Below are 23,335 nucleotides of genomic sequence, written 5' to 3'. Positions count from 1 at the left end.
AGGTCGTGTTATTCGTCGTCCAGGCCGGCATTGGCCAAGCGCTGCTTGAGCCGCTGATTATCGGTCAGCAGCGTCGCCAAGCGATCCTTGAGGCTTGCCACTTCCTTGCGCAGGGCCGCGAGCTCGTCTTCGGGATCGAGCTCGATCTTTTCCTTTTTCGGACGGCTGGCCGTCTTCTGCTCGCGCACCTGGCGCGCGGCCTGCTGCAGTTCCTTGCGGCCACCGGCGACGGCGGCGATCTGCTGCTCCTCCGGCAACTGCGCCACGTTGGCGGCTGCATTGATCGAGATGGCGCCGGTGCGGACCGCCTCGCGCAGCTGCGGGGTGGCGGCCTTCTGGATGCGTTCGATCTGGCTGATCGTATTGCTCGAGACGCGGGCCGCGCGCGCGACGTCCTCGCGCGTATTCCATGGTGGCGAGGTCTCGTCGGCCAGTGCGTTCTTGTCGCCCTCTTCCTGTGGCGGCTGCTCGGCCATCCGCGCCGCGACGAGTTCCTTCTTGCGCAAGGCGAGCACGCCGCGCTGGAAGTCCGACACGCTGCGGCGCGCCAGGTGATTGTCGATCATCCACAGCATCACGTCCTCGAGCGAAGCGAAGTTGTTGTTGTGGACGGTGCGGAAAGGGATGTTGTGCTTTGTGCAGATCTCGTAGCGGTTATGGCCGTCGATCAGTGTGTCGCGCCAGAGCACCAGGGCGTCGCGGCAGCCCTCGGTCTGCAGGCTGCGCTCGAGCGCGGCGTATTCGATGTCGGTGAGCGGGTCGACGAAGGACCGCAGCTCGTCGTTGATTTTGATGTCCAATTCTTGTCCTTGCGTGGTCTTGCCAGAGGTAGCGCCAGCTTGGGTGGCGCCGGTTGGCATGCTACACCATCCGGGCGGGGGTTCCAAAGATGCAAGAGACCGGTTGGAAGGGATGCGCGGGAGATCATGCCGCGTGGAGGGGCTTATCAGGAGGATAAAGTTGCCAAACCGCTCCGAATTGAGCACGCCTGTGCTAGAATCTCGGGCGTTGCCCGGATGGTGAAACTGGTAGACACCGCAGACTTAAAATCTGCTGCCAGCAATGGCGTGCCGGTTCGATTCCGGCTCCGGGCACCACGAACACATCCAGCATTACGCAACTTCCCACCTCTTTTCCTCTCAAATCAAGCGCTTACGAAGTTTTCGCACCTTTGTTCGCTTCATCATTCCACACCGTCTCACCCCTTCTTTATCCCATCCATTACGCACGTTTTACGCCATAATTACGCACTGTCGAAGTATGGGGAGTAATGATGGCGTCGATCGCCAAGAGACCTAGCGGCTGGCGCGCCCAGATTGCTATCCAAGGGGTGCGGGAATCCCGCGTGTTCGCCACCAAGACGGAGGCGACCGCGTGGGCGGCGCAACGCGAAACAGAGATCCGCACGGAGAAATCCACCGGGATCCAGCGCGGCCGCACGGTACAGGCCGCGTTCGAGCGGTACCAAAAAGAGGTGTCGGCGCACAAGCGCGGCGCGGACAAGGAAGCGATCCGCCTGGCAGCGATCGGCCGCATGGTCGTTGACGGAAAACCGCTCAAGGAATGGAAGCTGGCCGACATCACGTCCGAGGTGCTGGGCAAATGGCGCGATCAGCGGCTGTTGACGGTGAAAGGTTCGTCCGTCAACCGTGACCTGAACCTGCTGTCTCACGTTTTCGCCAGCGCTGTGCGGGAATGGAAGTGGATCGCGACGTCGCCTACCACCGATGTGCGCCGGCCGGCCGACCCACCGCCGCGCGATCGCCTGTACACCGCGGATGAAATTGACCGGCTCTGCGCCGCGATGGGAATCGACGTCGATCAGGCCACGTCGATCGAGACGACAACCCAGCGCGTCGGCATCGCTTTCCTGTTTGCGATCGAGACCGCTATGCGGGCGGGTGAAATCTGTGGCCTGACTGCGGCAAATGTGAATGGACGTGTCGCCACCCTGCCCCGCACGAAGAACGGCACCAAGCGCGACGTTCCACTGTCGTCGCGCGCGGTCACCCTGCTCAAACTGCTACCGGAACCGGAGGAAGGTGGCGCCCTGTTCGGCCTGACAACGGCATCGGTGGACGCGCTTTTCAGGAAGTCCAGGAACCGTGCAATGGTCGAAGAGGCTACGTTCCACGACACCCGTCATCTGGCGATCACGCGCCTGGCGAAGAAGCTGCATGTGCTCGACTTGGCCAGGATGACCGGCCACAAGGACTTGAAGAAACTGCAGATCTACTACAACGAGTCCGCCGAAGATATGGCTACACGGCTGGACTGAGGTATAGGAATTCTCACATGACGAAAAAAAGTGTTGCTGCATTCGCTCGAAAGATAAAGGCGAAACATCTCTTCGACGCTATTGCGCTGATTTTGCTACTGATCGTACTCATTACTGTTGGCACTGATCCTGCGAGGGCCACTTCGCTTGTACCGATAGTCCTGTCGTCATTACTCTCGACGTTCTTGGGCGCATCATTTGCATTCCATCTAAACACACAAAAGGAGCTTGTAAAGGAGCACGAGCACAGAGTAGCCGCCTTACAAACGGCCCTTTTCATCCTCGCGCAGCAAATTAACGCTGTCGGCGGAAGCTGGGTCTCCATCGCGAAATATGAAAAGCAACCACACCGATGGGTAAATATGCCGGCAATGGGTCAGCCCGAGTACAAAAATATGCAGCAGGACTTTCCCTCACTCGCGTTTATTCTCGCGAACGATCCTCAACTGCTTCTCGATCTCTCGGTAGAAGACGAGCGCTTCTTGCAATGCATTCGAAGCATGGGCGAGCGTGCAGATTTTTACACAAAGGAAGTGCATGAAGCTATCGAGCAAGCAAGAGCTGGAAAAACACGAATTGACATTGATGAATTACGATCGCGCCTGGGCGACAGATTATTCATTGGTGCGAAAAGTCGCACCGATGACGTTTTTCTTCACGTATCCGAGTCGTTAAAAAGCCTGCCCGCTGTTGCGAGCAGGGTGCGAGCCTACGCAAAGGCCACGTACCCTGACGAGAAGTTCCTCAACGTCGAGCTTGATCTAGGAGCAGTGGATTCCGACAAGGAATGAAACGGCTGCGCTAACTCAGTGACGATCTTGATATTTCCCCGCCCAGTCCAAGACTTCGGACGCCCGGTACAACGGCTGGCCTCGCCCGCCCCCAGCCACCGGCAGGCGGATCGCCTTCGGGAAATCGGGTAGACAGATCATCCGGTTGCGCACCTGGCTCTCGCTCCGCTTCATCACGCGCGCGATGGTGGCCACATCCCACAGGTCAATGTCGACCGGCACCGGCGGGTGCAGCTGGCCAGCCAGGGCAGCGCTCAGGCGCTGGATCAGTTCGTTTTCGCTCATCTTCACTTCCTCCTATTCCATTCCCGAATCCGCGTACTGCCGGCGCTCGCGCGGCGGCTGCGCCTCGCCAACACCTGGTCGAATCATTCCGCGCATGCTCGGCGCCGGCGCAGCCAGCGCGCGGCGGTCGAGGCCGTCGCGGCGCTCAGGCAGCAGCTGGCCCGGGCCGGTGTCACGCCAGCGACGGTCGGGGCCGCGGTCAATCACAGTGCCCGCCTTCGCTAAGGTCGAACTGGACGTCGGCATGGGCGAGTGTCTTGCGGCGCAACGCACGCGCGTGACCGGCGATGTCGCCTGCATCGACTGCGCGATCGAGATCGAGATCGACCTCAGCCTGCAGCAGATTCACAATCGCCGGCGCCGGCCCGACCGCAACGAACAGCGGCGGTTCGGTGTCGGGCACCTGGATGACGCAGCCGGCGGCGCGTTCGAGCGCCAAGTGGGCAAGCGCGGAATCAATCAAATTGCGGCTTGTATGAAATTTAAGATTGGTCATGTGATCTTTCGTTAGTAATTCAGTGCTCTTGTCGTGCTACGATCCCGGAAACAAATTTCTATCGTGCAATGGAAACTAAATTCTGGAAGATCATCGGCTTTTGGGCGATGGGGTTGCTTCTACTTGTAGCCACCATGATCATCATTCGATGGATAGTGGTTTTCGTAACATGGTCTTCGCTCGATTCTGGTTGGGCGCAGGTGATTGGCTCTATCGCTGCGCTCGCTGTCGCAATCTTTGTAATGAGCCGCCAGAATGCCCATGCAGCTCGACTTATCGTCGATGCTGATCTCCTCGCACTTCGGCGACGATGCGCCGCTGTCAGCGCAATCGTCGCGCGCGCAGAGCGACTCAGCAAAAACCCGTACACGCTTGCAATTGTTCCGCGTGAAGAAATTGGAGATATGTCTCGGCATTGTCGGAAATTGACTTCCAAGGCAAACTCCATCGAATCAATGTTGACGAAACTCGAAGCGATCCCAGCACACGAACTTGGATCTTTTGAGATCGTGGACAGCTTGACCGCGATTCATGGCAATTTGAGAGTTTTTCGCGGGATCTTGCAGGAATGGATATCTAGGCCAGAACTCATTGGACTTCCTAAACAAATCAATCGTAATCACAGTTTTATTGCAAATGTGGAGCAGGCTATCGAGAAATTCGAAACCGGCGTACGCAATTTAAAATAATCTGGTGTGCGCTAATCCAGAAATAACTGGGGCTGAATCACGCCGTTCTGGTAGACCACATCCATGACGGTCGTCGCAATCGGCTCATCACCTTCCCAACCCTGCGGCCACGTGTCGGCAGCGATCAGCTCGCGGATGCGCGCCTCCTCCTCGGGGTTAATCAAGTCGATCTCCGGCCGGCCCAGCGCGCGAGCCGAGGTGTTGATCTCGTTCTGGATGCCCAGCACGCGGTCCAGGCCCATCAGCCGTGCTTCCAGCGTGATCGGTCCCATCCGCTGCGGGTTCTTTGCGATGCTGCCGTCCTTCAGCAGCTCGGCACCGGCCTTGCGCAGGCGGTACTGCGGCTTGCGCAGCTCACGCCACAGCGGGCGCAGTCCCTTGAGCGGCGCCAGGTACGACCAGGCCGGCAGCAGCAGTACGCTGTCGAGCGCCTTATCCTGCTGGGCCAGCGCGCAGCCGATGCAGCCGGTGCGCGCGTTGATCTCCTCCGCCTCATCGCCGCCGTAGGCGTCCGCGATCATGGCAGTGCTCCAGTCGCCGAACTCGGCCGTCGGGGCCCAGTGCTTCAGCCACTCCCACACGTGGCACACCCTCCAGTGCAGCAGCGGCGCCAGGGTGGCCAGGCGGCCGCGTAGGCCCTTGGCGTTCGGCAGCACCTGCTGGTACCAGCCCTGGCCGCACTCGGCGCCGTCCTTCCCGCAGCTCATTTCGATGCGGCGATCGCGGATCGCGCTCTCGCCCTGGCGCACGCCGGTGATCATCAGGATCTGGCCGTCGAGCTGGTCGAGGCGGTCGCGCAGCGCCTGCTCCATCGGGTCGATCTTGATCTGGCGCGTGCACCACCGGAGGGTGTTATTGTTCGGCGGTGGCACGCCTCGGCCGAGAATGTAGACCATGAACCGCTTGTCCATCGGTGCAGTCACCACCTCGCAGCGGATGCCGCGATCCTCGAGCTCGTCCATGATGTGGCGCGCAGCCACGGCCAGCGGGATCAGCTCCTGGCGGGTATCGGCATAGAACACGGTGAGCGTCTTCGGCTGGCGGATCTTGCCGGTGTCGAGCAGGTAGATCAGCAGGGTCAGCGTCGCCGACGAATCCTTCCCGCCAGACCAGGCCACGCCCCAGTGATCATGGTCGGCGCCGTAAGCCTGTAGCGACTGGACCGTCAGTTCTATCGAGTCCGTCATCTGGAGACGCTGCGCGCCGGCGCCGAAGATGTCGATCTGGTTCACGTTGCAGCTCCCTGCGCCGGCCCGAACAGCGCCGCCACCAGGTGATCACGCCACATGCCCACCTGGCGCGCCGGCACGGTCCGCGTCTGCTGCTGGTCGGCGGCCGACAGCGTCAGGTCTTCGCCCAGCTCCCAGAGAAACGCGCGCCGGTCGTCGCGCTGGCCGGACCTGCGTACCTCACGTAGCTCCAGCATCATAAAGTTGAGCGCTGCATAGGTGGCCGAGCTGCTGACGCCCAGCGCCTTCTTCACGTCGAAGGTACTCATGGGGCCGTCGGCCAGCACCTCGCGGATGCGAAGGATGCACGCGGTGCGCATGGCGCGCTTCTCCGCGCTGCAGCCGGCCAGGCCCACGCCGGGGATGGTCGCGGTAGAAACGCGCGCCATGATCAGGCCGCCTCGCCGAACAGCTGGCCCAGTGTTTCAGGCTCCGGTGGCGTCAGTTCCATCTCCACGGTCTGCTGGATCATCTCGCACAGGCGGCCGACGATGGCCGTTTCCGGATGGGCGATCACCGTGCATTCGACCAACACCGTGCCACCCTCCTGGCACACAAACGACACCTTGTGCACCTTGCAGTCCGACAGGTTGATATCGCTCTTGCCGCCGATGCCGTAGGCAATGCGCAGGCTGTAGCCCTCGGCCTCAAATTCCCATTTCAGTTTGCCCAGCTTCGGCAGGCGCAGCGCAGTGAGTGCCTCCGGGTCCGCCTGATCCACCAAATCCACCTGATCTGCTTGCTCTGCTGGCTTGTAGAGCATTGTGCGCAGCAGCGGATGGAAGTCGAACAGCACATCGTTGGGCATCGCGGCGATCAGCTTGAGGTCGAAGGCGGGCTTCTTCTCCTTGCCGTGCAGCTCGGCGCGCGCATTTACGGAGGCGAGTTGAGTCTTTAGGAAGGGAATCGAAAACATCGGTCATTGCTCCTGGGGGGTGTGGTTCTTCGGGTCTTGGCAAAACAACAGAAATGGCTTGCGGATAAAGTCGTGAAAGCGCTGCGCGGCCGTGGGGTTGCGGTCGATCTCGCCGCGCGACTTCACCTCGCAGATGGCGCGCACGCTGTGAACCGCCGTTTGCTCGTCCGGCACGCGCAGGAACCGCTGGAACAGCGGCTCCCGGCAGCGCAGGGCCAACCAGGTGGAGAGGCGCTGCGTCCGCATCGTCAGTCCATCTTCTGGTACGGGAACTTCTCGGCGAACGGCTTGATATGCTTGTAGAAGTGCGAGCCGATCGATTCCGCACCCTGGAACTGCTGGAACTGCTCGGCGTCGACGTTCTGGTAGTGGTAGACCGGGCCGGCGGCGTCGCCGCGCTTGAACTGGATGGCGAGCGTGTTCGACTCAGGGGCGTGGCCGATCGCGACGATGCGCGACGATTCGACCGGGGTCACGGTGATGCCGTGCAGGACGGTGCTAGTGGTGGACATGCGATTTCTCCTTCGTTGGTGGTGGGTGATTACGCTGCAGCGCGGGCGCCGCGCACGCTGGTGATGTGGCCGATCAGCGCGGTGCAGATGGCCGGGAAGTCGGCTTCGTGGTACAGCACCGCGGCGCGATCGCGGCCGGCGGCGGCGAAGCCCAAGCTGGCCAGGAAGTCGGCGGTGAGCGAGAAGCCCAGGCGCTCGGCGATCTGGCCCAGGCGCAGGCTTGCCGGCGTGGTGCCGGCGGCGGCCGGGCGCGCAGCCGCGATCGGTGTGACTGGCGCCGCCTCGATGATCTGCATGGTCGGGCTGACGTGGGTGACCTGGGCGGCTGTCGCGTTCGCGGCCAACTCCGCCTGGGCCTGTGCCGCGGTCTCCGCGCGCTGGCGCGCCGCCTCCTGCTCCTGGCGCAGGCGCTCGGCCTTCTCGGCTTCCTGCCGCTTGTGGTTCTCGATGCGCGTGTTCACCGCCAGGCGGAAATCCTCGTCCGGCTTCTGGATCACGGTCTGCAGGTCGGCGAACAGGAACTCGTGGCCGGCCGCGTGCTCGCGGTACCAGGCCAGGCGCGCGCGCACGGCGGCGGCGATCGCGTCGACGGCGATCTTGCCGTTGGCCAGTTCGGTGTCGACGGCGTCCTGCAGCGTGGCCAGCGTGCGCTTGTTCTTCATCACGCCGGCGAAGTCGCGGGCCTGGAACACCAGGCGCAGCGGCGCGATTTCCTTGTCGAGCGCTGCGACGTGGTCGGCGAAGTCCTGCTTGGCCTTGCCCAGGATGCCGGCCTTGATCAGCTCCTTCTTGTCCTTCACGGTCTTCTGCAGCGTCAGGCGCTTGCCACGCAGTTGCTCGGCGATGTGGTCGATGGTGCGCATCAGGTCCGCGATGTCGGCGGTTTGCTCGAGCGCCGCGCGCTTCGCTTGCTCCAGGTCGGCCTCGGCCTTCTCGCAGAACTTCACGGTCGCTTCCGCGTTGGCGAAGTCCTCGTCGGTGACCAGGTCGGTCTTGATGCTGGCGATGAAGCGTTCGGCCTTCGCCTTGAAGGTCGGCAGGTTGGTGGTGGCCACCTCGCCGCGGATCTCGATGCGCAGCGCCGGCAGCGCCATGATCGGGTCGGCTTCTGGCTTCGGTGCGTAGGTCGTCGGCTCGTAGGCCGCCAAGTCCCTTTCGAACTGGGCCCAGCCGGCGCCGATCCGGTCCTGCCAGGCTGGATCCGGCAGCACGTCCATGTGCACGAAATTATCGAGCGTGCCGTCGCTACAGACGAACACCACCTTGCTGCAGCCGGTCACCATCATGATCTGCTGGCATTGCGGCATGTACTCGTCGGGCAGCTCGCCGGCGGCGACGGCGTCGGCCAGCGCCTGGTTCCATTGCTTGTGCTCGAAGGCCACGTCACCGGCCATGGTCAGGCCGTCGCACGAAGCCGACTTGCGGCCCAGGGAACAGGTCACCGGATACAGCTCGGTCCCGATCAGTTCTTCGACCAGCGGCCGCGCCAGCGCTTCCACGTGGTGGCCGTAGTCCAGGATGTTGGCTTGCACCCAGTCGCTGAACTCCTTCGGCGTGCCAGTGTGCTTCATGTGCAACAGCTCGGTGCGGCGCACGCGCGTCGAGATACCCAGCATGGCGGCCGCCTCGCTGGCGCCGAAGCGCTCCAGGCGGAACAGGTCCCAGTCGGTGCTGCCCTGTTCGAGATCGTGAATTTGCATCATGTTGTTCTCCTTGTTGTGATGGGGTGGATCAGTCGTTCTCGTGGGCCCAGGCGTCGATCGTCAGCTTCTGGTCTTCGGTGAGGGTTTGACGCGTCTGGATCATGGCGATCAGCTGCGGGGCGGTCTTCCTGCCGGAGGTGACCAGGCCGCGCCATTCCTCCGTCTTTGCCTGGAACTCCTCGGGAGTGCACACCGGCTTGTCGGCGCCGCCGGCGCGGCCCGCGCTACCGCTGGTCGTGCTCGAGCTGGTGGTGCTGGTGCCGGCCGCGCCCGCGCCGGTGTCGCCCTGGTCGACGTCGCGATCGTCGATCGTGACCATGTCGGCATCGATGGTGAAATTCTTACCGGCGTCCACGGCGGTGGCCACGTCGACGGCGCGCTGCACCTCGATCGACTTCGGCATGTACTTAAGCACCTGGAGCAGCACCACTTTGCGGGCGTACATCTCCATGTTCTGGCCGTTCTTCTCCAGCGCGTAGTGGCGACCGCCGACCTTATTGAACTTATTCAGGTGCTTCACGACGCGGTCCATGGTCCACACCTCGATCACAGGGAACTCGCTGCCGTTGACGCGGCCGACGGCGTAGACGTGCGTGATGTCCTGCCAGGTGTCGCCGCCGGCGCCCGGGCGATGCTTCACGTACGGCCGGTCGCCCAGCGCCCAGTCAAAGTCGTCGCCGCGATACACGGCGCCGGTCCAGACCGTGGCGCGGCCGGCGCGCGACACCAGGTCGACCAGCCCTTGCCAGCCCGGGACGAACGTCGCCTTGTTGCCGTATGGGACCAGGTAGCCCTGGCCGCCAACGCCGATCTCAAGGCCCAGCTGCGCGGCCACGACGACCGAACCGAAGATGCTATGCAGATCGCACCGCTGCAGCGCGGCGTTCTGGCTGAACGCGGTCATGGTCAGGCGAACCATGCGATCGGGGCTGATGTGCTTCGGCAGCGCATTGGCGATCTGGCCCTTGTACTTGTCCAGGAAAGTGCTCAGGCTCTTGGCCGGGCTGGCGACGACTTGATTCATTGGGTGATTCCTCTCTTGTCAAAAACCGAAAACGTAGGTGCGCAGCGCGCGGGTGATTGCCTTGCGCGGGCCGAAGCCGGCCAGCAGGGACAGGCGGTACTGGGTGCGGATATGGCGGATCATGCGAAGCCCTGCTCGATCTGCTGGCGGCGCTGCATCAGCTTCACCTGGCGCATGTGCTCGGCCTGCAGCATCGCGACCGCCTCGACGCGCGCCAGCTCGAGGTGGCGCACGTTGCCCTCGCTCAGGGCCAGCTGGTGACGGATTACGGCCAGGCGGAGCGGCTTGGTCAGCTTGCGCGCCAGGCGGCGCAGGACGCGGTATGGGCCGCGGGCGATGCGGGCGGTTGCAACGGTCATCCCTACTCTCCTTGTTGGCGCCGGCGCGGCCGGCTTCGGTATTGGTGCCGTCTTCCCGGCTGCCAGGGCATGTTCAGTTCCCACTGTCCCGTTCACTGACCCGGGCAAGGCAAGGCGCGCTTCATGGGGGCGCGCCGCACGTTCGGGCTACGCCGCCTGAGCGTCCAGGTGGCGGGCAATGCGATCGTCGTCGGCCAGCGCGCGCTGTTCGCGCTCGAGCGCTTCCAGCTCGCGCTCGGCCATCTGCTCGGCTTCGGTCCAGATCAGGTCGGTTATGACGCCCTGCAGGCTGTTGGTACCGGCGAGCGATTCGCGGATGAGGGTGACAACGGCGTGTTCGTCGGTGAAGTAGTCGCCGAGCAAGTCGACCAGCAGCTTCGTGGCCTGCGGCTGCTCGGCGCACACGGCGGCCAGCAGGCCGGCCGACTTCTGGCGGGTGAGGTCGATCAGCGGCGACTTGCGCTGGTCTTCGGTGGTGGCGTGATAGGACATGCGGCTCTCCAGTCGACTGCTCGGCGGGTGCTGAGCTTGGTTGCGATGGAGTGAACTTTAGTACGCACTAAACTGCATGTCAAGCATTTACTAAACTTCCAGGCGAAAAAAAGCCCGCGCTTGCGGGCAGGTGGCCTCCCTGCGTGTTACTGCTTTGTCAGCTCGGCTTCCATGCGTTTCATCAGCCCGCCGACGCAAGAGCCGAATGCTTGACGATCATCCTGCGTCATCTTTGCTTGGAAACCCATTACTCGATGGATCCGGTCACTCGCATATTCCATGGAGACTTGCATCGGATCGCCTTCAGCGGTTGCGAATAGCAGCTCAATGGTGCTCTCCAGACTTGCCCCACCCATTACAAAGCCTTCGCTCTCAGCCTTAATATATTTCTCAGGGCGAATTGCTACGCTATCGTCGCGCTTTGCGAGCCAGACCAACTTAGGCCCAGGCGTCCGCGCTTTTTTACCAGCCATATCCCAGCCGGTCTTTGGGGAAAATAACATTGAATGGCTTCCGGCTTTAATTATCCCGTGCCCACTGCTGTAAATATTTACACTGAAATCATATACGATCGCTTTATCCTCAATGGACATTGCTCCTGTGACGAAGTTAAGTCCACATGAGCTTACACCCTTTTCATCCCTGCTGACCGCCGGTGTAACGTTCGCCATCAGTGCTTGAACGACACTCTGAGCGGAAGCTGGGGCAATAGCAAATGCCAAGAAAAGCGCGAGATATGTTTTCATCCTGAGATCGATTTAAATGTGTGTACTTTCTTTTCTGACCACCCTACCGATCACGATACACTCGGCGCCCTTACATAGTTTGCGATGATATTTCCGCTGATCAGCATTATCGGACGATAGCCACCACATACCGGCATCGCGAATCATGCGCTTTACAACCACCTCACCCTCGTAATTCACCGCATAAACTGCGCCGTCGACTAGCTTCTTGTCACCAGTATTCACAACGATTACATCTCCGTCGAATAGGGATGGCTCCATACTCTCGCCCTTCACGACGATCGCAATAAGGTCGGATACCACGAACCTTTCGTTGCGCACCCATTCAGTGGGCACGCCCATCGTCCTGCCGTCGTGATGTTCCAGATCCGCCGTAAAGCCGGTGATGCCCGCCTGGACCTTGAGCGTCACCTTCATGATCTGCGTAAGGCTTGGGTCATGCTCATCGACCGCACGCACGCGCCTCGCCCCAGGCAGCAGCTCCATCGCCTTGGCCAGGGGCGTACCGGGCTCCTTATCGAGGAAGCCCTCCCCCATCTTGTAGTCCGTTTCAAGGCGTCGAGCGACCCGCTCACCGAACGAGCCATTGGCCTTGAGCTGTGAGAACAGGCTGCGCTCCTTCGCTGGTGTGCCGTGCTCGGCAACCCAGCGCCTCAAGTTTTCCCTGCGTATTTCTGTGATGTCCATTCGCAAGAGTTTAGAGAAATCTAAATTAGTGTTCACTTGACTTTGGATTTAGTAGTTACTAAACTGCGCAGCATGGACCTCAAAACCTATATCTCAGCCGAACGCGGACGCGCGGCAGCTCTTGCTGCTGACCTGGGCGTCTCCCCTTCCTACCTGTCGCAGATGGCCAAGGGGCTTTCTCCCATTTCGCCTGAGCGCTGCGTCGAAATCTGGCAGAAGACCGGCGGTGCCGTGACACGCCAGCACCTGCGCCCCGACGACTGGCAGCGGATCTGGCCCGAGCTGGCCGAGCTACCCACCTCCCAGCCTCAGCCGCAGTGACCGCTGCGGTTTTTTTGCGCCGGTCCTGTTGCCGACCGGCTCTTCCCACCAGCACCTGGAGATGACCATGGATGTAACGCTGAATGAACTGCTGCGAGAAGCAATACTCGCGGCGCAGAGAGATGGCCGTGACATGAAAGCTACGGCCGAGAAAGCTGCGCAGGCCTATGCATCCGGCCTGGCAGCTTACGAGCAGACGGTTACTCGTCCGGCAGCTCCGCCTGTAGACCACGGATCAGTGCAATGAGGTAGGCGGCGTCGGCTTTGCCGTGCGCTTCTGCGTCGTCGAGACGTTCGACGCCGCGCAGCTTAATAACGCCGCTTTCGACAGCCTGCGTGACCAACGCAAGAGCTGCGTAGTAAGCAGCATTTGCTTGAAGAGCCATGGGTGATTCCTTTCAAAAGAAATTGTTGTTGGGGAATAACAATCTAGCACGATCGGAATCGCCCACCCCGAAATCCAGAAGCACCCCACCCCGTACCACCCCACCAAGGAGAACCCCAGTGAAATCCCCCCGAACCATCGTAGTGAAGACGCTGCTGAACGCGGACGAGTTCGTCGAGTTCAGCAAGCAGTGCCAGGCCGACGACGTCCCGCAGAGCAAGAAGCTGCGCGATCTCGCGCGCGGCTGGCTGGACGACCGGAATGCTAAGGCGCGCCAGCTGCCCGCCGGAAGACCTGGCGCTGGCCAGAACATGGCCATGTTGCTGCCGGGCCGCTCGAACTACGCCGCACGCGGCCGTCTGCACATGCGTCTTTGAAGCCGACGGCGCCTGGCAATACCACCTGACATAACCGAGGAGCACATGTCACAGCAAGCACAAAAGTCGAAGTATTCGGCGGACGACAAGATCACCCTGACGGCGCGCACCTGGCGCGCGATCGACAAGGACGCGATCGCAAACAAGCAGGACCACCGCAAGCAGCAGGCCGAGTATCTCGCGCGCCAGCAGCTGCGCAAGGTCGTGGACGACGCGGGGGAATGATGGATCAGGTCATTTCTATCGCGATGATCGAAGAGAAGGCCCGGGACGCGTTCAGCCGCGGCGCTGGCCGGGACGAACACGGCTTCAACTGGCACTCGCCGGCGATCGAGGCCTGGCAGGCTGAGTGGGATCGGTGCGCGGCCGAGGCCTGGGGTATCGAACTCGAGGTCTCGCCGCCATGACGTCGCCCGTCAATGGCGCCCTGCCCGCGCCGCTCACCCCCGCCGACTGCAACTTGCAGGACTTCGCGTTCATGCCGCTCGACGTCGCGCGCCTGCGTGACAGCGATATGGCCGCGTACGAATCCCCCGAGGCCTGCTGGGCCGCCGTCCTTCTGTGGAGCGCGGCCTGGCACCAGGTCCCGGCCGCATCCCTTCCCGACGACGATCGCTTCCTGGCCAAGGCCGCCGGCTATGGCCGCGTGGTCAAGGAATGGATCGGCCTGCGCGACGGCGCCCTGCACGGCTGGGTGAAGTGCGCAGACGGCCGCCTGTATCACCCGGTCGTCGCGGAGAAGGCGCTGGAAAGCTGGCGCGCAAAGCTGCACCACGGATGGAAGAAAGAGTGCGATCGCATTCGGAAATCCAACAAGCAACGCGATCAGGACGGCCTGCCGCCGTTGCCATTTCCGCCAGAACCGGGCTCGATTCCGCCGGAAATTCCACAGGAATCCGCAGGAATTCCGCCGGAAAGTGCGGGGGATTCCGCCGGAAGTAGAGACACCGACGATGGAAATCCGCCGGAAAAAGCTCTTAAGGGACAGGGACAGGGAGAAGGACAGGGACAGGGAGAATGTAAACAACCCCCCTCACCCCCCACGACTGCTCGACCCGAGTTGCGCGAGATTCGCGGTACCGAGCCGACCACCCCGGGTGCGCTCAGCATCGCCATGCGCCGCTTCGGCATCAACTCGAGCCCGGGCGACCTGCGCCTGATCGCACTGGCTGACCAGGGCATCACCGTCGAGACGATCGACGCCGCCTGCAAGGCCGCGAAGAAGTCGAAGCCCGACGAAGCCATCCCGCCGGCCTACGTCTTCTCGATCGTTGAGCGCTGGGCCAAAGACGCGGCCGAGCTGAAAGCCAGCGGCGCCGCCCCGCCGCGCACCTCGACACGCCAAGCCGGCCAGGCCAACACGCAACGCCTACTCGACCGCATCAACGGAGCAAGCCATGACGACGACCATCGCATCATCGACATCAACGACCGCCCTGCCTGAGGCATGGGTCGAGCGCCTGTTCGAGCGGATGTTGCTCGAGTACGGCAAGCGCTTCGCCGACCAGTGGGCACAGGCCGACATGGACAAGCTCATCGCCTACTGGGCGCAGGAGCTTTCCGGCTACAGCAGCAACGAGCTCAAGCGAGGCCTGGACGCGCTCAGCCAGCGCGACTGGCCACCCACCCTGCCCGAGTTCAAGCGCCTGTGCAGGCCCAGGGTCGACCAGGTCGCCGCGTACTACGAGGCCGTGACCGGCGTGCAGGCCCGCTTCGCCAACGAGCACGGCAAGTGGACTCACCCGGCGATCTACTGGGCCGCCATGCCCATGGCCAGTGAGCTGCAACAGCAGCCGTACAGCGCCGTCAAGGCGCGCTGGGAAGCTTCGCTCGACAAGCAGCTCGCCTTGGGCGCATGGGACGAGATCCCGAAGCCGATGCTGCAGCTGACCGCCCCAGGCCAGTCGACCACGAACACCGAGAAGGCCCGCGCCGCGATCGCGCATGCCGTGCGCTGCGTCAGCCACAAGGGGCCGAATCACGACCACCTGGGCTGGGCCCGGCGTCTCGTGGCGCGTGAGCAGGCTGGGGAATCGCTGCTGCCGTACCAGGTGCAATGCGCACACCTGGCGTTGGCGAGCGAGGCAAGCGCCATCTGAGACCACTTCGCGCGCGAGCGCGACCACAACGACAAGGAGAACCAACCCATGAAATTCCGCAAGAAGCCCATCGTCATCGAAGCCTTCCAGTTCCAGCGCCGGAACAACGGCCAGGTCGGCCAGCCCGACTGGTTCCACGACGCAGTGACGCGCAACGACGTCATCCTGCACAACACTGGCAAGTGGGGCGACCCGACGCAGCCGGCCTACTGCGAGATCTTCACGCTCGAAGGCATCATGCGCGCCGAGGAAGGCGACTGGATCATCCAGGGCGTGAAAGGTGAGCTGTACACGTGCAAGGCCGACATCTTCGCCGCCACCTACGAGGCCGCCGAATGAACATCCTGGCCATCGACATCGGCACCACCACCGGCTGGGCCCGCACCGACCGCAACGGCATCGTGCACGGCGGCAGCGCTAAGTTCGCGCCACTCGCCATGGAGAAGCCCGGCCACCGCTGGCTCAAGTTCCGCGCCTTCCTGGGCGAGCAGCGCGCGTCCGGCGAGATCCACGCGGTCTACTACGAGGACGTGAAGCAGCACGCCGGCACACTCGCCGCGCACGTCTACGGCGGCTTCCTCGCATGCCTGGAGATGTGGTGCGCGGCCAACAACGTGCCACTGCGCCCGGTCGGCGTCGGTCAGGTCAAAAAGCACTGGGCCGGGAAGGGCAACGCGGACAAGACGGCCATGGTCGAGGCGGCGCGCGCCAAGGGGTTCCGGCCTGTCGACAACAACCACGCCGACGCGCTGGCCATTCTGGCGCTGGCCCAGCACATCGAGGGCGTGGCGCTGGCCGCAACCGTGGAGCAGGAGGCAGCTTGACCGAGGAACGCCGCGACATTGGATCGCGCCTGGAGAACTGGGCACGCTGGGCCACCGCCACTGGCGCGCCATCGGCTAGCAGCCAGACCGGCGCCATCTGCGAGCGCCTGCGCAAGGCCGAGCTGGGCAGCGCCGGCGGCAGCGACGAGCGCCGCAAGATCGATGAGGATGATGCGCTGCTGCTCGAGCTGGGTATGCGGAAACTGAAGACCTTCGACCGGCTGCTGTTGTGGTGGTGCTACATCGACCAGGCCCGGCCAGAGGTGGTGTGCCGGAAGCTATCGATACCGCGTCACCCGGCTACCGAGTTTGTTAGACTGTTCCGCGATGCGCAGGCTGCGATCGAACTTATAACCGCAATGAAGTGATAAACGAGGGATAAAAAGATAATCGAATCATGTAAGATAGCCACGTCCAAAGTAAATCAGAGGGAAACGTGTCCATAAATAAAACGCTTATCTTCGTCGACGGTGAGAACCTCGTGTGCCGGTATCAAGAAATGGTGGCCGCAGGCCGAATCCCGCGCCCCGACAATATCCATATTAAAGACTGTTTTGTGTGGAATCCACGGATTCTGAAAAAGCATTATTGGCATATAAAACGTCTTGCGTACTATACCAGCGTGGTCGGCGATGACGATAAGGTCAAGTCGGTCCGCGAACAAATTGCCGGCACAATGTGGGAGTGCGACCTGAGCGATCTTGAGGACACCGCAAATTGCAAGCGAGGCCAGATGATTCCTTTCGTGCGCAAGAAGAGTGCAAGATCACGGAAGGAGAGCATCTGTGACATTGCCATTGCCGTTGATGTGATGAGAGCGTGTTATCGGGATCATGCAGAGACAATCTGGATCTGTTCAGGCGATGGTGATTTCGCTCAACTGATTGAAGAGGTAGTGCATTCCGGGAAGGAGGCTTATCTCGGAGCTGTATCGTCTGGCCTAAACCCCGAACTGAAGTATCTGGTTGACGAGTTTTTATTGCTTGATGACGCGTTCTTCGTGACCGACGCAGAGGTGGACAACGCGAAGCTAGTGCTCGACGCTGAGGCAATTAATGCTCCAACTGGATCATCACTTAAGCCGCTCGATTGACAACAGGAAATTTTCGCGATACATTCCCGGTCACAACTTATTTCCGTCAATCACGACGCGGCCGGGTCCCAAAGGGAGCCCGCGGCGTGAACGGACGAAAAACGAAGCCCCGCAGTCAGTGATGACGCGGGGCTTTTTGCTTTCCGATCACGACCAGCGAGGGCCATATGCACAAGTAAGCCATGATCGGCCGTTCTGCCGCGCGCCGGCAGCGTAGAGCGCGACGAAACGCGCACGGGGACACACTTGCCCGAGGAGTGCCGGAGCCCCTGCCCGGCAAGACTTCGAAGACGGCACCCACGACGACGTAAGCATGACCTGGCGTTGGCCAGACAGCCGGCGCGATACCCGAGCTGCCGGCGCCGGACGCTGTAACCGGCCCCTATTCCTACCTGGAGCAATCATGCCCTTCCAGCTGTCCCTCTCCGACGAGCGCCGCTGGCTGCTGGTCCTGCTCCAGCTCGAGCGCACGCGCGCCGCACTGGCCAGCGCGGATCAGAACTCGAGCTGTTCGACCGAGATCCCAAGCGCCTTGGCGATCTTGCCAATGGTCGGACGGCGCAGCGAATCGCTCGCTTCCTGCTTGGCGTACGACGGCTGCGAAATGCCGATGCGGGCCGCGACCTCGGCCTGAGTCAGCTTCAGGTGCTCACGCCAGGCGCGTACCGGCGTGGCCCCGTCGACCGTGGCGCTCACGACCTCGTGCGGGATCAGGTTACGTTCCGCCGCGTGGGTCTTCTGGTACTCCTCGAAAGGGATGACTACAAAGGCCGGTTTCCCGTCCGGCCCGTTGATGACTTGGATGTTAGTAGGTGCGTTCATCTCGTTTGCTCACTTCGTTGATTGCGACGATTTTGATTTCCCCGTCCCAGTCGAACAGCACCCTGTAGTTTCCGACTCGGAGGCGGTAGCCGCTTGAGTGGTTGGTCAGGGATTTGACGTTCTGGCAGTTCGGCATGGTCGCCAGCTTCGTCACCGCGTCGCGGATCGGGCTTTGTGCCTGCTTGTCCAGCTTGCGGAGCTGCTTGGCTGCTTTCGGGGTCCAGTTGATCGAGTTCATGGGTTGTATTATAGCCCTTTTATAGCTTTTGGCAAGTAAAAGCTATAAAGAAATAGCCTTTGTTTCACGTGTCTCCTCTCTTCGCTTCGGCGGAGCTTCCGGCCCGGCCAGCACCACGCTGCCGGGCCATTTTTTTACCGAATACCATGACCGCGACCACCTACAAGCACAAGCTGGCCGCTCAGTTCTGCGCCGCAGTCGCGGAGGGCGACAAGAGCATCCGGGCCATCTGCAAGATGCCGGGCATGCCCAGCAAGGCCACCGTGTTCCGCTGGCTGGCCGACAACGAAGAATTCCGCAAGCTGTACGAGCTGGCTAAGGACGAGCAGGCGGACACCTTCATCGACGAGATCGTCGAGATCGCCGACAGTGCGCGCGGCACGAAGACGGCGGTGGCCAAGGCCAAGCTGCAGATCTACGCCCGCGTCGAGGCTGCCCAGAAGATGAAGCCGCGCAAGTACGGCCGGCAGCTGCAGCTCACCGGCGAAGGCGGCGGCGCGGTGGAGCACAAGGTCTCCAAGCTGACCGATGAGCAACTGGCCGCCAGGATCGCCGAACTGTCCGGAGCCGAGAGCGATGGCGAGTAGAGCCGAGCAGGAGCTGCTGCTGGCCATGCTCCAGGAGCGCGCGCGCCGCGCCCAGGTCTACCGCTACCGCCGCATGTACGCCAAGCTGTACGCCTGGCAGCGCGAGTTCATCGCCAACACGGCCGACTACTCGCAGGTCTGCCTGATCGCGGCCAACCGGATCGGCAAGACCTTCACCGGCACCTACATCGATGCCGTGCACGCCCTGGGCGACTACCCGGACGACTGGGAGGGCCACACCTTCAGTCATGCACCGCTGATCTGGTGCTTGGGCTACTCGGGCGAGAAGACGCGCGACCTGCTGCAGGAGCCGATCCTGGGCAGGAAGGACGGCAGCTCGTTCGGCGGCGGCCTGATCCCGCCCGAGCACATCAAGGACTACGAGTCGATGGCGGGCACGCCGAACGCGCTGCGCACCGTCTACGTCCGCCAGATCGGCGGCGGCGACGTCCAGGCCAGCGATGCGGTGATCCAGTTTTGGTCGTACTCGCAGGGCCAGCACGCCCTGATGGGCGACAGCGTCGACTGGTTCCACATCGACGAGGAGCCGAAGGACGACGAGATTTTCCCCCAGGTGCTGACGCGAACCGCCACCGGGGACCAGCAGCGCGGCGGCCGCGGCATCCTGACCTTCACCCCGGAGAACGGCCGTACCAGCCTGGTGATCCAGTTCATGGACAACCCGTCGCCGGTCCAGAAATACATGCAAAAGGGCTGGGACGACGCGCCGCACTTGAGCACTCAGGCGAAAGAAGGCCTGTTGGCCAGCTACCCCGCTCACCAGCGCGACATGCGCACGAAAGGAGTCCCGATGTTGGGGCATGGACGAATCTACGACCTCGCCGAGGACGACATCACCTGCCAGCCATTCGACATCCCGCGGCACTTCCGCGTCATCGATGGCATGGACTTTGGCTGGGACCACCCGCAGGCGCACGCGCAGCTGGTGTTCGATCCCGAGGGCGACATGTTCTACGTCACGAAGGCCTGGAAGAAGGAAAAGACCAAGCCGATCGAGGCCTGGGGCGCGGTCAAGGGCTGGGCCGCCACGGTGCCCACTGCCTGGCCGGCCGACGGCCTGCAGACCGAGAAGGGAAGCGCGCTGCAGCAGAAGTCGTACTACGAAGAGGCCGGCTTCCAGATGTTGGCGGACCAGGCCAGCTGGGAAGACGGCGGCAGCGGCGTCGAGGCCGGCCTGTTCGAGATCCGCGACCTGATGCTGTCCGGTCGCTTCAAGGTGTTCGCCGGCCTGCGCGACCTGTTCGACGAGATCCTGCAGTACCACCGCGACCCGAAGGGCAAGATCGTGAAGAAGCGCGACGACATCCTGGACGCCGTGCGCTACGCCTACATGATGCGGCGCCACGCGATCGCCTACGGTGACATCGGCCGCAAGGCCTGGGAGGGCGACCTGCCCTACAAATCGATTGGAATTGTGTAATGGCTAAGATCAATGCCGAAACGTTCGACAAGCTGCTCGACCACGAAATCGAGCAGGCCACCACCTGGCAAAACCACGCCATCAACCCGGACCGGGAGCGCAACTATGCGAACTACCTGGGCCTGCCGGACGGCAAAGAAGTCGAGGGCCGCTCCCAGGTGGTGAGCTGGGACGTGTTCGAAGTGGTCGAGAGCGCCCTGCCTTCGCTACTGGACATCTTCCTGTCGGGCGACAACATCGGCGAGTTCGAGCCGGTCGGCGTCGAGGACGAGCAGTTCGCCGCCCAGGCGACCGACTACATCAACCACATCGTCAAGAAGCAGAACCCGGGATTCCTGATTTTCAACACCTGGTTCAAGGACGCGCTGCTGGCCAAGGCCGGCGTGGTGCGGGCGTTCTGGAACGACGCCGATAAGGTGACTCGCGAGGCGTACACCGGTCTGGACCAGATGCAGCTGGCCATGCTCATGGAAGCCGAGGGCATCGACGTGCTCGAGCAGCTGGAGTATCCGGATCCGGAAGACCTGGCACAGCGCGAGCAGCTGGCGGCCGGCCTCATGGCCATGGCGCCGGAAGCTGCCGCCCAGGTGCAGGCGCAGCTGGCCCAGCCGCCACGGATGCTGTACGACGTCGACCTCAAGGTCACCCGCAAGAAGGGGAAGGTCCAGATTCGCAACGTGCGGCCGGAAACCTTCCTGGTGTCGCGCCGCGCCTGCTCGATCTACGACGCGCCGCTGGTCGGCAATTACGCCGTGCTGCGCCGCTCCGACCTAGTCGAGATGGGTATCCCGAAGGCCAAGGCGTTCGCTGTCCAGAGCTACGACATGAACGCGCACGTCGACGGCGCTGAGTCGCTCAAGTCGCTGTCGGACGACGAGACTGAAATTCTGGACGACCACCAGACCTTCGACAAGGCCATGGAAGAGGTCACCCTGTTCGAGGGCTACATCCAGTGCGATCACGACGGCGACGGCATCGTCGAATGGCGGTACGTGCTGCGCGGCGCCAACATGACGCTGAAGAACGAGGAGGCCGACGGGCACGACTACTGCCTGATCACGCCGATCCCGATCCCGCACCGCGTGCATGGCCTGGCGCTGGCCGATGTGACGGCGCCCATCCAGGCGACCAACACCGCCCTAACGCGCCAGTACCTAGATTCGCTGTACCTGGCCAACAACCCGCGCACCTACGTCAACGTCGACGCTGGCGTGAACCTGGCCGACCTGCTGGATAACCGGATCGGCGGCATCGTGCGCGGCAAGCGGCCGATGATGGAAGCACTGTCGCCCCTGGTCACCAATGTGGTGGCCGCGCCGGCGCTGCAAGGCATCGAGTTCATGGACACCCGCCGCGAGATCCGGACCGGCATCACCCGGTACAACCAGGGCCTCGAGGCGGACAGCCTGAACAAGACCGCCACTGGTGTGACGAAGATCATGTCGGCAAGCCAGCAGCGCCTGCTGATGATCGCCCGGATCATGGCCGAGACCGGCGTCAAGGACCTGTTCAAGCTGCTGCTCAAGCTGGTGTGCAAGCACCAGGACAAGGCGGCCACCATCCGCATGCGCGGCGCCTGGGTGACCTTCGACCCGCGCACCTGGTCGGACGAGATGGACGCGACGGTGAACGTGGGTCTCGGCACCGGCGACAAGGCCGAGACCGTGATGAACCTGCAGATGGTCATCAACGAGCAGAAGCAGCTGCAGGCGACCAACTCGCCGATGTTCGACCCGATGAAGCTGTACAACGCCTATCGCGCGCTACTCAAGGCGATGAATATCAAGGGCATCGACCAGTTCTTCAACGACCCGAGCAAGGTGCAGGCCCCGCCGCCCGGGCCGCCGCCGCCGATGCCCGAGCAGATCCTCGCCGACGCCCAGGTGAAGGCCGAGGAGATAAAGCTGCAGGGCCAACGCGAAAAGATCGCGGCGGACAAGGAGATGCGGCAGCTCGACCTGCAGATCAAGGGCATCGAGCTGCAGATCAAGGAGCGCGAGCTGGCCCTGAAAGAGGTCGTCGCCCAGCGTGAGCAGGACCGCAAAGACATCGAGGCCGCGACCCGGGCGGCGCCACCAGCGGCGGCGCAAGCCGCACCAGGAGCTTTCCATGAATGACGAGCAGTACGCAGCAATCAACCGCGCCGAGGCGGCCAAGCGGATCATGACCGATCCGATGGTGGTCGAGGCGCTGAAAACGATCGAGGACGGCATCACCGAGGCGTGGAAAGAGGTGCCGCTGCGCGACGTCGAGGGCCGCGAGCACCTGCATCGCCTGCTCCAAGCGAAGCGCCGCTTCGAATCCGTGCTCGAAATCGTTCTGCAGGAGGGGCAGCTGGCCAGCGCCGAGCTGCGCGCCGAAAAGGAACGTAAATCCATCATGACCCGCGTAAAGGAGCGCATCCATGGCAGCTAAAAAGACCGCTGCAGCAGCACCGAAATCCGCCGCGCCGGCGCCGGCCGCGCCAGCCATCATCGAAGCCGCGGCCACGCCGCCTGCGGACGACCAGGCAGCACCGCCACAGGCTGACGATGCAAATTCCGGCCCTCCGGATGCAACGAGCCCGCCCGAAACTGCAACGGAGCAGCTCGAGCTGCCCGCTGAAGCCTCTCCGGTCGAGGTGGAGAAACCGGAAACCGCCCCGCCGGCGCCGGATGAGCCAGTGCCCGATCTGGACGACTTCATCACCAGCCACGAACGCGCTGCGCAGGCGGTCGACCTGGTCGTGACCGCGATCAGCCATCCGGGCGCGAAGCCGCGGCACCACGCCGGCGTCTACTCGGGCTTCCCCATCACCACCGGCGAGCTGGCGGCCACGTACAGCGACGGCAGCACGCACTGAACCACCCGGGCATGTCGCGCGCCCATGAGCGCGACCCGAGAAAAGACCAACCCAAGGCCCGCCCCGCGCGGGCTTTTGTTTGGGAGTCACATTCCTTTG

The 23,335-nt window shown here is 62.7% G+C and carries 36 protein-coding genes and 1 tRNA gene; 19 read left to right on the top strand and 18 right to left on the bottom strand.

All coding sequences use genetic code 11. The annotated features are described in order from the left end of the window. Positions 1-8: 8 nt before the first annotated feature. Positions 9-800, bottom strand: coding sequence for a ParB N-terminal domain-containing protein (locus SOM61_RS08675; protein WP_320473705.1), 792 nt, complete (start codon positions 798-800; stop codon positions 9-11). Positions 801-1,010: 210 nt separating this feature from the next. Here SOM61_RS08675 and SOM61_RS08670 point away from each other — a divergent pair. The 3 genes from SOM61_RS08670 to SOM61_RS08660 all read left to right on the top strand — a co-directional run bounded on the left by SOM61_RS08670 (position 1,011) and on the right by SOM61_RS08660 (position 3,069). Next, positions 1,011-1,097, top strand: a tRNA-Leu gene (locus SOM61_RS08670). Between the two features lie 173 nt (positions 1,098-1,270). Beyond that, the gene (locus tag SOM61_RS08665) at positions 1,271-2,278 is read left to right on the top strand and encodes a tyrosine-type recombinase/integrase (protein WP_320473704.1); all 1,008 of its coding nucleotides are present in this window, start codon (positions 1,271-1,273) and stop codon (positions 2,276-2,278) included. Positions 2,279-2,295: 17 nt separating this feature from the next. Next, positions 2,296-3,069 carry a hypothetical protein gene (locus SOM61_RS08660; protein WP_123072235.1) on the top strand — a complete coding sequence of 258 codons (774 nt, stop codon included), beginning with the start codon at positions 2,296-2,298 and terminating at the stop codon, positions 3,067-3,069. Positions 3,070-3,084: 15 nt separating this feature from the next. Here SOM61_RS08660 and SOM61_RS08655 read toward each other — a convergent pair whose 3' ends face one another. The 3 genes from SOM61_RS08655 to SOM61_RS08645 are packed head-to-tail and all read right to left on the bottom strand — an operon-like array spanning position 3,085 to position 3,850. Further along, entirely contained in the window at positions 3,085-3,354 is a 270-nt protein-coding gene (locus SOM61_RS08655) for a helix-turn-helix transcriptional regulator (RefSeq protein ID WP_123072236.1), read from the bottom strand. A gap of 12 nt (positions 3,355-3,366) precedes the next feature. Next, positions 3,367-3,561: a hypothetical protein gene (locus tag SOM61_RS08650; RefSeq protein ID WP_123072237.1), complete on the bottom strand. Its 195-nt coding sequence runs from the start codon at positions 3,559-3,561 to the stop codon at positions 3,367-3,369. Then, positions 3,554-3,850 (bottom strand): hypothetical protein, encoded by a 297-nt coding sequence (locus SOM61_RS08645; RefSeq protein WP_320473703.1) that lies wholly within the window; start codon positions 3,848-3,850, stop codon positions 3,554-3,556. The genes SOM61_RS08650 and SOM61_RS08645 overlap by 8 nt, the downstream gene beginning before the upstream one ends. A 68-nt stretch (positions 3,851-3,918) precedes the next feature. On the opposite strand from SOM61_RS08645, the gene SOM61_RS08640 reads away from it, so the two are divergent. Beyond that, a complete protein-coding gene (locus tag SOM61_RS08640) occupies positions 3,919-4,539 on the top strand; it encodes a hypothetical protein (RefSeq protein ID WP_320473702.1) in 621 nt (206 codons plus the stop codon). An 11-nt stretch (positions 4,540-4,550) separates the two neighbouring features. Here SOM61_RS08640 and SOM61_RS08635 read toward each other — a convergent pair whose 3' ends face one another. From SOM61_RS08635 to SOM61_RS08585, 11 genes are all read right to left on the bottom strand, one after another. Further along, a complete protein-coding gene (locus tag SOM61_RS08635; RefSeq protein ID WP_320473701.1) occupies positions 4,551-5,726 on the bottom strand; it encodes a phosphoadenosine phosphosulfate reductase domain-containing protein in 1,176 nt (391 codons plus the stop codon). A 41-nt stretch (positions 5,727-5,767) separates the two neighbouring features. Next, the gene (locus SOM61_RS08630) at positions 5,768-6,157 is read right to left on the bottom strand and encodes a hypothetical protein (protein ID WP_320473700.1); all 390 of its coding nucleotides are present in this window, start codon (positions 6,155-6,157) and stop codon (positions 5,768-5,770) included. A gap of 2 nt (positions 6,158-6,159) precedes the next feature. Further along, positions 6,160-6,684 (bottom strand): hypothetical protein, encoded by a 525-nt coding sequence (locus tag SOM61_RS08625; protein ID WP_320473699.1) that lies wholly within the window; start codon positions 6,682-6,684, stop codon positions 6,160-6,162. A gap of 3 nt (positions 6,685-6,687) precedes the next feature. Beyond that, the gene (locus SOM61_RS08620) at positions 6,688-6,930 is read right to left on the bottom strand and encodes a hypothetical protein (protein WP_320473698.1); all 243 of its coding nucleotides are present in this window, start codon (positions 6,928-6,930) and stop codon (positions 6,688-6,690) included. 2 nt (positions 6,931-6,932) lie between these two features. After that, positions 6,933-7,196: a KTSC domain-containing protein gene (locus SOM61_RS08615; RefSeq protein ID WP_320473697.1), complete on the bottom strand. Its 264-nt coding sequence runs from the start codon at positions 7,194-7,196 to the stop codon at positions 6,933-6,935. A 29-nt stretch (positions 7,197-7,225) separates the two neighbouring features. Beyond that, complete coding sequence (locus SOM61_RS08610; RefSeq protein WP_320473696.1) at positions 7,226-8,899, bottom strand: YqaJ viral recombinase family protein; 1,674 nt, start codon at positions 8,897-8,899, stop codon at positions 7,226-7,228. 28 nt (positions 8,900-8,927) lie between these two features. After that, positions 8,928-9,923, bottom strand: coding sequence for a recombinase RecT (locus SOM61_RS08605; protein ID WP_320473695.1), 996 nt, complete (start codon positions 9,921-9,923; stop codon positions 8,928-8,930). Positions 9,924-10,042: 119 nt separating this feature from the next. Continuing rightward, entirely contained in the window at positions 10,043-10,282 is a 240-nt protein-coding gene (locus tag SOM61_RS08600; RefSeq protein WP_320473694.1) for a hypothetical protein, read from the bottom strand. Positions 10,283-10,429: 147 nt separating this feature from the next. Beyond that, positions 10,430-10,774 carry a hypothetical protein gene (locus SOM61_RS08595; RefSeq protein WP_320473693.1) on the bottom strand — a complete coding sequence of 115 codons (345 nt, stop codon included), beginning with the start codon at positions 10,772-10,774 and terminating at the stop codon, positions 10,430-10,432. A gap of 146 nt (positions 10,775-10,920) precedes the next feature. After that, the gene (locus SOM61_RS08590) at positions 10,921-11,520 is read right to left on the bottom strand and encodes a hypothetical protein (protein ID WP_320473692.1); all 600 of its coding nucleotides are present in this window, start codon (positions 11,518-11,520) and stop codon (positions 10,921-10,923) included. Between the two features lie 12 nt (positions 11,521-11,532). Continuing rightward, positions 11,533-12,207 carry a S24 family peptidase gene (locus SOM61_RS08585; protein WP_320473691.1) on the bottom strand — a complete coding sequence of 225 codons (675 nt, stop codon included), beginning with the start codon at positions 12,205-12,207 and terminating at the stop codon, positions 11,533-11,535. 72 nt (positions 12,208-12,279) lie between these two features. Here SOM61_RS08585 and SOM61_RS08580 point away from each other — a divergent pair, with 72 nt between their 5' ends. Then, positions 12,280-12,528, top strand: coding sequence for a transcriptional regulator (locus tag SOM61_RS08580; protein ID WP_320473690.1), 249 nt, complete (start codon positions 12,280-12,282; stop codon positions 12,526-12,528). Positions 12,529-12,728: 200 nt separating this feature from the next. On the opposite strand, the gene SOM61_RS08575 is transcribed toward SOM61_RS08580, so the two are convergent. Beyond that, on the bottom strand, positions 12,729-12,914 hold the full coding sequence (locus SOM61_RS08575) for a hypothetical protein (RefSeq protein WP_320473689.1): 186 nt from the start codon (positions 12,912-12,914) through the stop codon (positions 12,729-12,731). A 118-nt stretch (positions 12,915-13,032) separates the two neighbouring features. Between SOM61_RS08575 and SOM61_RS08570 the strand changes: the two genes are divergently transcribed. The 9 genes from SOM61_RS08570 to SOM61_RS08530 all read left to right on the top strand — a co-directional run bounded on the left by SOM61_RS08570 (position 13,033) and on the right by SOM61_RS08530 (position 17,306). After that, positions 13,033-13,290, top strand: coding sequence for a hypothetical protein (locus SOM61_RS08570; protein ID WP_320473688.1), 258 nt, complete (start codon positions 13,033-13,035; stop codon positions 13,288-13,290). A gap of 45 nt (positions 13,291-13,335) precedes the next feature. Further along, positions 13,336-13,515, top strand: coding sequence for a hypothetical protein (locus SOM61_RS08565; protein WP_320473687.1), 180 nt, complete (start codon positions 13,336-13,338; stop codon positions 13,513-13,515). Next, the gene (locus SOM61_RS08560; RefSeq protein ID WP_320473686.1) at positions 13,512-13,697 is read left to right on the top strand and encodes a hypothetical protein; all 186 of its coding nucleotides are present in this window, start codon (positions 13,512-13,514) and stop codon (positions 13,695-13,697) included. Before SOM61_RS08565 ends, SOM61_RS08560 begins: the two co-directional genes overlap by 4 nt. Beyond that, positions 13,694-14,734, top strand: coding sequence for a DUF1376 domain-containing protein (locus SOM61_RS08555; protein ID WP_320473685.1), 1,041 nt, complete (start codon positions 13,694-13,696; stop codon positions 14,732-14,734). Before SOM61_RS08560 ends, SOM61_RS08555 begins: the two co-directional genes overlap by 4 nt. Further along, the gene (locus tag SOM61_RS08550; protein ID WP_320473684.1) at positions 14,688-15,389 is read left to right on the top strand and encodes a hypothetical protein; all 702 of its coding nucleotides are present in this window, start codon (positions 14,688-14,690) and stop codon (positions 15,387-15,389) included. Before SOM61_RS08555 ends, SOM61_RS08550 begins: the two co-directional genes overlap by 47 nt. 48 nt (positions 15,390-15,437) lie before the next feature. Further along, a complete protein-coding gene (locus SOM61_RS08545) occupies positions 15,438-15,728 on the top strand; it encodes a hypothetical protein (RefSeq protein WP_320473683.1) in 291 nt (96 codons plus the stop codon). Next, positions 15,725-16,213 carry a hypothetical protein gene (locus SOM61_RS08540; protein WP_320473682.1) on the top strand — a complete coding sequence of 163 codons (489 nt, stop codon included), beginning with the start codon at positions 15,725-15,727 and terminating at the stop codon, positions 16,211-16,213. The genes SOM61_RS08545 and SOM61_RS08540 overlap by 4 nt, the downstream gene beginning before the upstream one ends. Beyond that, positions 16,210-16,581 carry a hypothetical protein gene (locus SOM61_RS08535; protein WP_320473681.1) on the top strand — a complete coding sequence of 124 codons (372 nt, stop codon included), beginning with the start codon at positions 16,210-16,212 and terminating at the stop codon, positions 16,579-16,581. Before SOM61_RS08540 ends, SOM61_RS08535 begins: the two co-directional genes overlap by 4 nt. A gap of 68 nt (positions 16,582-16,649) precedes the next feature. Beyond that, complete coding sequence (locus tag SOM61_RS08530) at positions 16,650-17,306, top strand: NYN domain-containing protein (RefSeq protein ID WP_320473680.1); 657 nt, start codon at positions 16,650-16,652, stop codon at positions 17,304-17,306. A 495-nt stretch (positions 17,307-17,801) separates the two neighbouring features. Here the strand turns inward: SOM61_RS08530 and SOM61_RS08525 are convergent, their stop codons facing one another. Further along, the gene (locus SOM61_RS08525) at positions 17,802-18,128 is read right to left on the bottom strand and encodes a helix-turn-helix domain-containing protein (protein ID WP_320473679.1); all 327 of its coding nucleotides are present in this window, start codon (positions 18,126-18,128) and stop codon (positions 17,802-17,804) included. Then, positions 18,112-18,366: a type II toxin-antitoxin system RelE family toxin gene (locus SOM61_RS08520; RefSeq protein ID WP_320473678.1), complete on the bottom strand. Its 255-nt coding sequence runs from the start codon at positions 18,364-18,366 to the stop codon at positions 18,112-18,114. Before SOM61_RS08520 ends, SOM61_RS08525 begins: the two co-directional genes overlap by 17 nt. Positions 18,367-18,512: 146 nt before the next feature. On the opposite strand from SOM61_RS08520, the gene SOM61_RS08515 reads away from it, so the two are divergent. The 5 genes from SOM61_RS08515 to SOM61_RS08495 are packed head-to-tail and all read left to right on the top strand — an operon-like array spanning position 18,513 to position 23,236. Next, complete coding sequence (locus SOM61_RS08515; protein WP_320473677.1) at positions 18,513-18,953, top strand: terminase small subunit-like protein; 441 nt, start codon at positions 18,513-18,515, stop codon at positions 18,951-18,953. Continuing rightward, complete coding sequence (locus SOM61_RS08510; RefSeq protein ID WP_320473676.1) at positions 18,943-20,394, top strand: phage terminase large subunit family protein; 1,452 nt, start codon at positions 18,943-18,945, stop codon at positions 20,392-20,394. The genes SOM61_RS08515 and SOM61_RS08510 overlap by 11 nt, the downstream gene beginning before the upstream one ends. Then, positions 20,394-22,511 carry a portal protein gene (locus tag SOM61_RS08505; protein ID WP_320473675.1) on the top strand — a complete coding sequence of 706 codons (2,118 nt, stop codon included), beginning with the start codon at positions 20,394-20,396 and terminating at the stop codon, positions 22,509-22,511. The genes SOM61_RS08510 and SOM61_RS08505 overlap by 1 nt, the downstream gene beginning before the upstream one ends. Further along, on the top strand, positions 22,504-22,809 hold the full coding sequence (locus SOM61_RS08500; protein ID WP_320473674.1) for a hypothetical protein: 306 nt from the start codon (positions 22,504-22,506) through the stop codon (positions 22,807-22,809). The genes SOM61_RS08505 and SOM61_RS08500 overlap by 8 nt, the downstream gene beginning before the upstream one ends. After that, the gene (locus SOM61_RS08495; protein ID WP_320473673.1) at positions 22,799-23,236 is read left to right on the top strand and encodes a hypothetical protein; all 438 of its coding nucleotides are present in this window, start codon (positions 22,799-22,801) and stop codon (positions 23,234-23,236) included. The genes SOM61_RS08500 and SOM61_RS08495 overlap by 11 nt, the downstream gene beginning before the upstream one ends. Positions 23,237-23,335 lie beyond the last annotated feature (99 nt).

It is taken from the genome of Massilia sp. CFBP9012 (genome assembly GCF_034045115.1).
GTDB lineage: Bacteria > Pseudomonadota > Gammaproteobacteria > Burkholderiales > Burkholderiaceae_D > Telluria.
This window is presented reverse-complemented; position numbering and strand designations above follow the sequence as displayed.

What these genes read in the sequence shown, in the direction of transcription:
- SOM61_RS08665 (WP_320473704.1), top strand. Translation starts at nt 1,271, where the DNA reads ATGATGGCGTCGATCGCCAAGAGACCTAGCGGCTGGCGCGCCCAGATT.
- SOM61_RS08660 (WP_123072235.1), top strand. Translation starts at nt 2,296, where the DNA reads ATGACGAAAAAAAGTGTTGCTGCATTCGCTCGAAAGATAAAGGCGAAA.
- SOM61_RS08655 (WP_123072236.1), bottom strand. Translation starts at nt 3,354, where the DNA reads ATGAGCGAAAACGAACTGATCCAGCGCCTGAGCGCTGCCCTGGCTGGC.
- SOM61_RS08645 (WP_320473703.1), bottom strand. Translation starts at nt 3,850, where the DNA reads ATGACCAATCTTAAATTTCATACAAGCCGCAATTTGATTGATTCCGCG.
- SOM61_RS08640 (WP_320473702.1), top strand. Translation starts at nt 3,919, where the DNA reads ATGGAAACTAAATTCTGGAAGATCATCGGCTTTTGGGCGATGGGGTTG.
- SOM61_RS08635 (WP_320473701.1), bottom strand. Translation starts at nt 5,726, where the DNA reads ATGACGGACTCGATAGAACTGACGGTCCAGTCGCTACAGGCTTACGGC.
- SOM61_RS08630 (WP_320473700.1), bottom strand. Translation starts at nt 6,157, where the DNA reads ATGGCGCGCGTTTCTACCGCGACCATCCCCGGCGTGGGCCTGGCCGGC.
- SOM61_RS08625 (WP_320473699.1), bottom strand. Translation starts at nt 6,684, where the DNA reads ATGTTTTCGATTCCCTTCCTAAAGACTCAACTCGCCTCCGTAAATGCG.
- SOM61_RS08620 (WP_320473698.1), bottom strand. Translation starts at nt 6,930, where the DNA reads ATGCGGACGCAGCGCCTCTCCACCTGGTTGGCCCTGCGCTGCCGGGAG.
- SOM61_RS08615 (WP_320473697.1), bottom strand. Translation starts at nt 7,196, where the DNA reads ATGTCCACCACTAGCACCGTCCTGCACGGCATCACCGTGACCCCGGTC.
- SOM61_RS08610 (WP_320473696.1), bottom strand. Translation starts at nt 8,899, where the DNA reads ATGATGCAAATTCACGATCTCGAACAGGGCAGCACCGACTGGGACCTG.
- SOM61_RS08605 (WP_320473695.1), bottom strand. Translation starts at nt 9,923, where the DNA reads ATGAATCAAGTCGTCGCCAGCCCGGCCAAGAGCCTGAGCACTTTCCTG.
- SOM61_RS08600 (WP_320473694.1), bottom strand. Translation starts at nt 10,282, where the DNA reads ATGACCGTTGCAACCGCCCGCATCGCCCGCGGCCCATACCGCGTCCTG.
- SOM61_RS08595 (WP_320473693.1), bottom strand. Translation starts at nt 10,774, where the DNA reads ATGTCCTATCACGCCACCACCGAAGACCAGCGCAAGTCGCCGCTGATC.
- SOM61_RS08590 (WP_320473692.1), bottom strand. Translation starts at nt 11,520, where the DNA reads ATGAAAACATATCTCGCGCTTTTCTTGGCATTTGCTATTGCCCCAGCT.
- SOM61_RS08585 (WP_320473691.1), bottom strand. Translation starts at nt 12,207, where the DNA reads ATGGACATCACAGAAATACGCAGGGAAAACTTGAGGCGCTGGGTTGCC.
- SOM61_RS08580 (WP_320473690.1), top strand. Translation starts at nt 12,280, where the DNA reads ATGGACCTCAAAACCTATATCTCAGCCGAACGCGGACGCGCGGCAGCT.
- SOM61_RS08575 (WP_320473689.1), bottom strand. Translation starts at nt 12,914, where the DNA reads ATGGCTCTTCAAGCAAATGCTGCTTACTACGCAGCTCTTGCGTTGGTC.
- SOM61_RS08565 (WP_320473687.1), top strand. Translation starts at nt 13,336, where the DNA reads ATGTCACAGCAAGCACAAAAGTCGAAGTATTCGGCGGACGACAAGATC.
- SOM61_RS08560 (WP_320473686.1), top strand. Translation starts at nt 13,512, where the DNA reads ATGATGGATCAGGTCATTTCTATCGCGATGATCGAAGAGAAGGCCCGG.
- SOM61_RS08555 (WP_320473685.1), top strand. Translation starts at nt 13,694, where the DNA reads ATGACGTCGCCCGTCAATGGCGCCCTGCCCGCGCCGCTCACCCCCGCC.
- SOM61_RS08550 (WP_320473684.1), top strand. Translation starts at nt 14,688, where the DNA reads ATGACGACGACCATCGCATCATCGACATCAACGACCGCCCTGCCTGAG.
- SOM61_RS08545 (WP_320473683.1), top strand. Translation starts at nt 15,438, where the DNA reads ATGAAATTCCGCAAGAAGCCCATCGTCATCGAAGCCTTCCAGTTCCAG.
- SOM61_RS08540 (WP_320473682.1), top strand. Translation starts at nt 15,725, where the DNA reads ATGAACATCCTGGCCATCGACATCGGCACCACCACCGGCTGGGCCCGC.
- SOM61_RS08525 (WP_320473679.1), bottom strand. Translation starts at nt 18,128, where the DNA reads ATGAACGCACCTACTAACATCCAAGTCATCAACGGGCCGGACGGGAAA.
- SOM61_RS08520 (WP_320473678.1), bottom strand. Translation starts at nt 18,366, where the DNA reads ATGAACTCGATCAACTGGACCCCGAAAGCAGCCAAGCAGCTCCGCAAG.
- SOM61_RS08515 (WP_320473677.1), top strand. Translation starts at nt 18,513, where the DNA reads ATGACCGCGACCACCTACAAGCACAAGCTGGCCGCTCAGTTCTGCGCC.
- SOM61_RS08510 (WP_320473676.1), top strand. Translation starts at nt 18,943, where the DNA reads ATGGCGAGTAGAGCCGAGCAGGAGCTGCTGCTGGCCATGCTCCAGGAG.
- SOM61_RS08505 (WP_320473675.1), top strand. Translation starts at nt 20,394, where the DNA reads ATGGCTAAGATCAATGCCGAAACGTTCGACAAGCTGCTCGACCACGAA.
- SOM61_RS08500 (WP_320473674.1), top strand. Translation starts at nt 22,504, where the DNA reads ATGAATGACGAGCAGTACGCAGCAATCAACCGCGCCGAGGCGGCCAAG.
- SOM61_RS08495 (WP_320473673.1), top strand. Translation starts at nt 22,799, where the DNA reads ATGGCAGCTAAAAAGACCGCTGCAGCAGCACCGAAATCCGCCGCGCCG.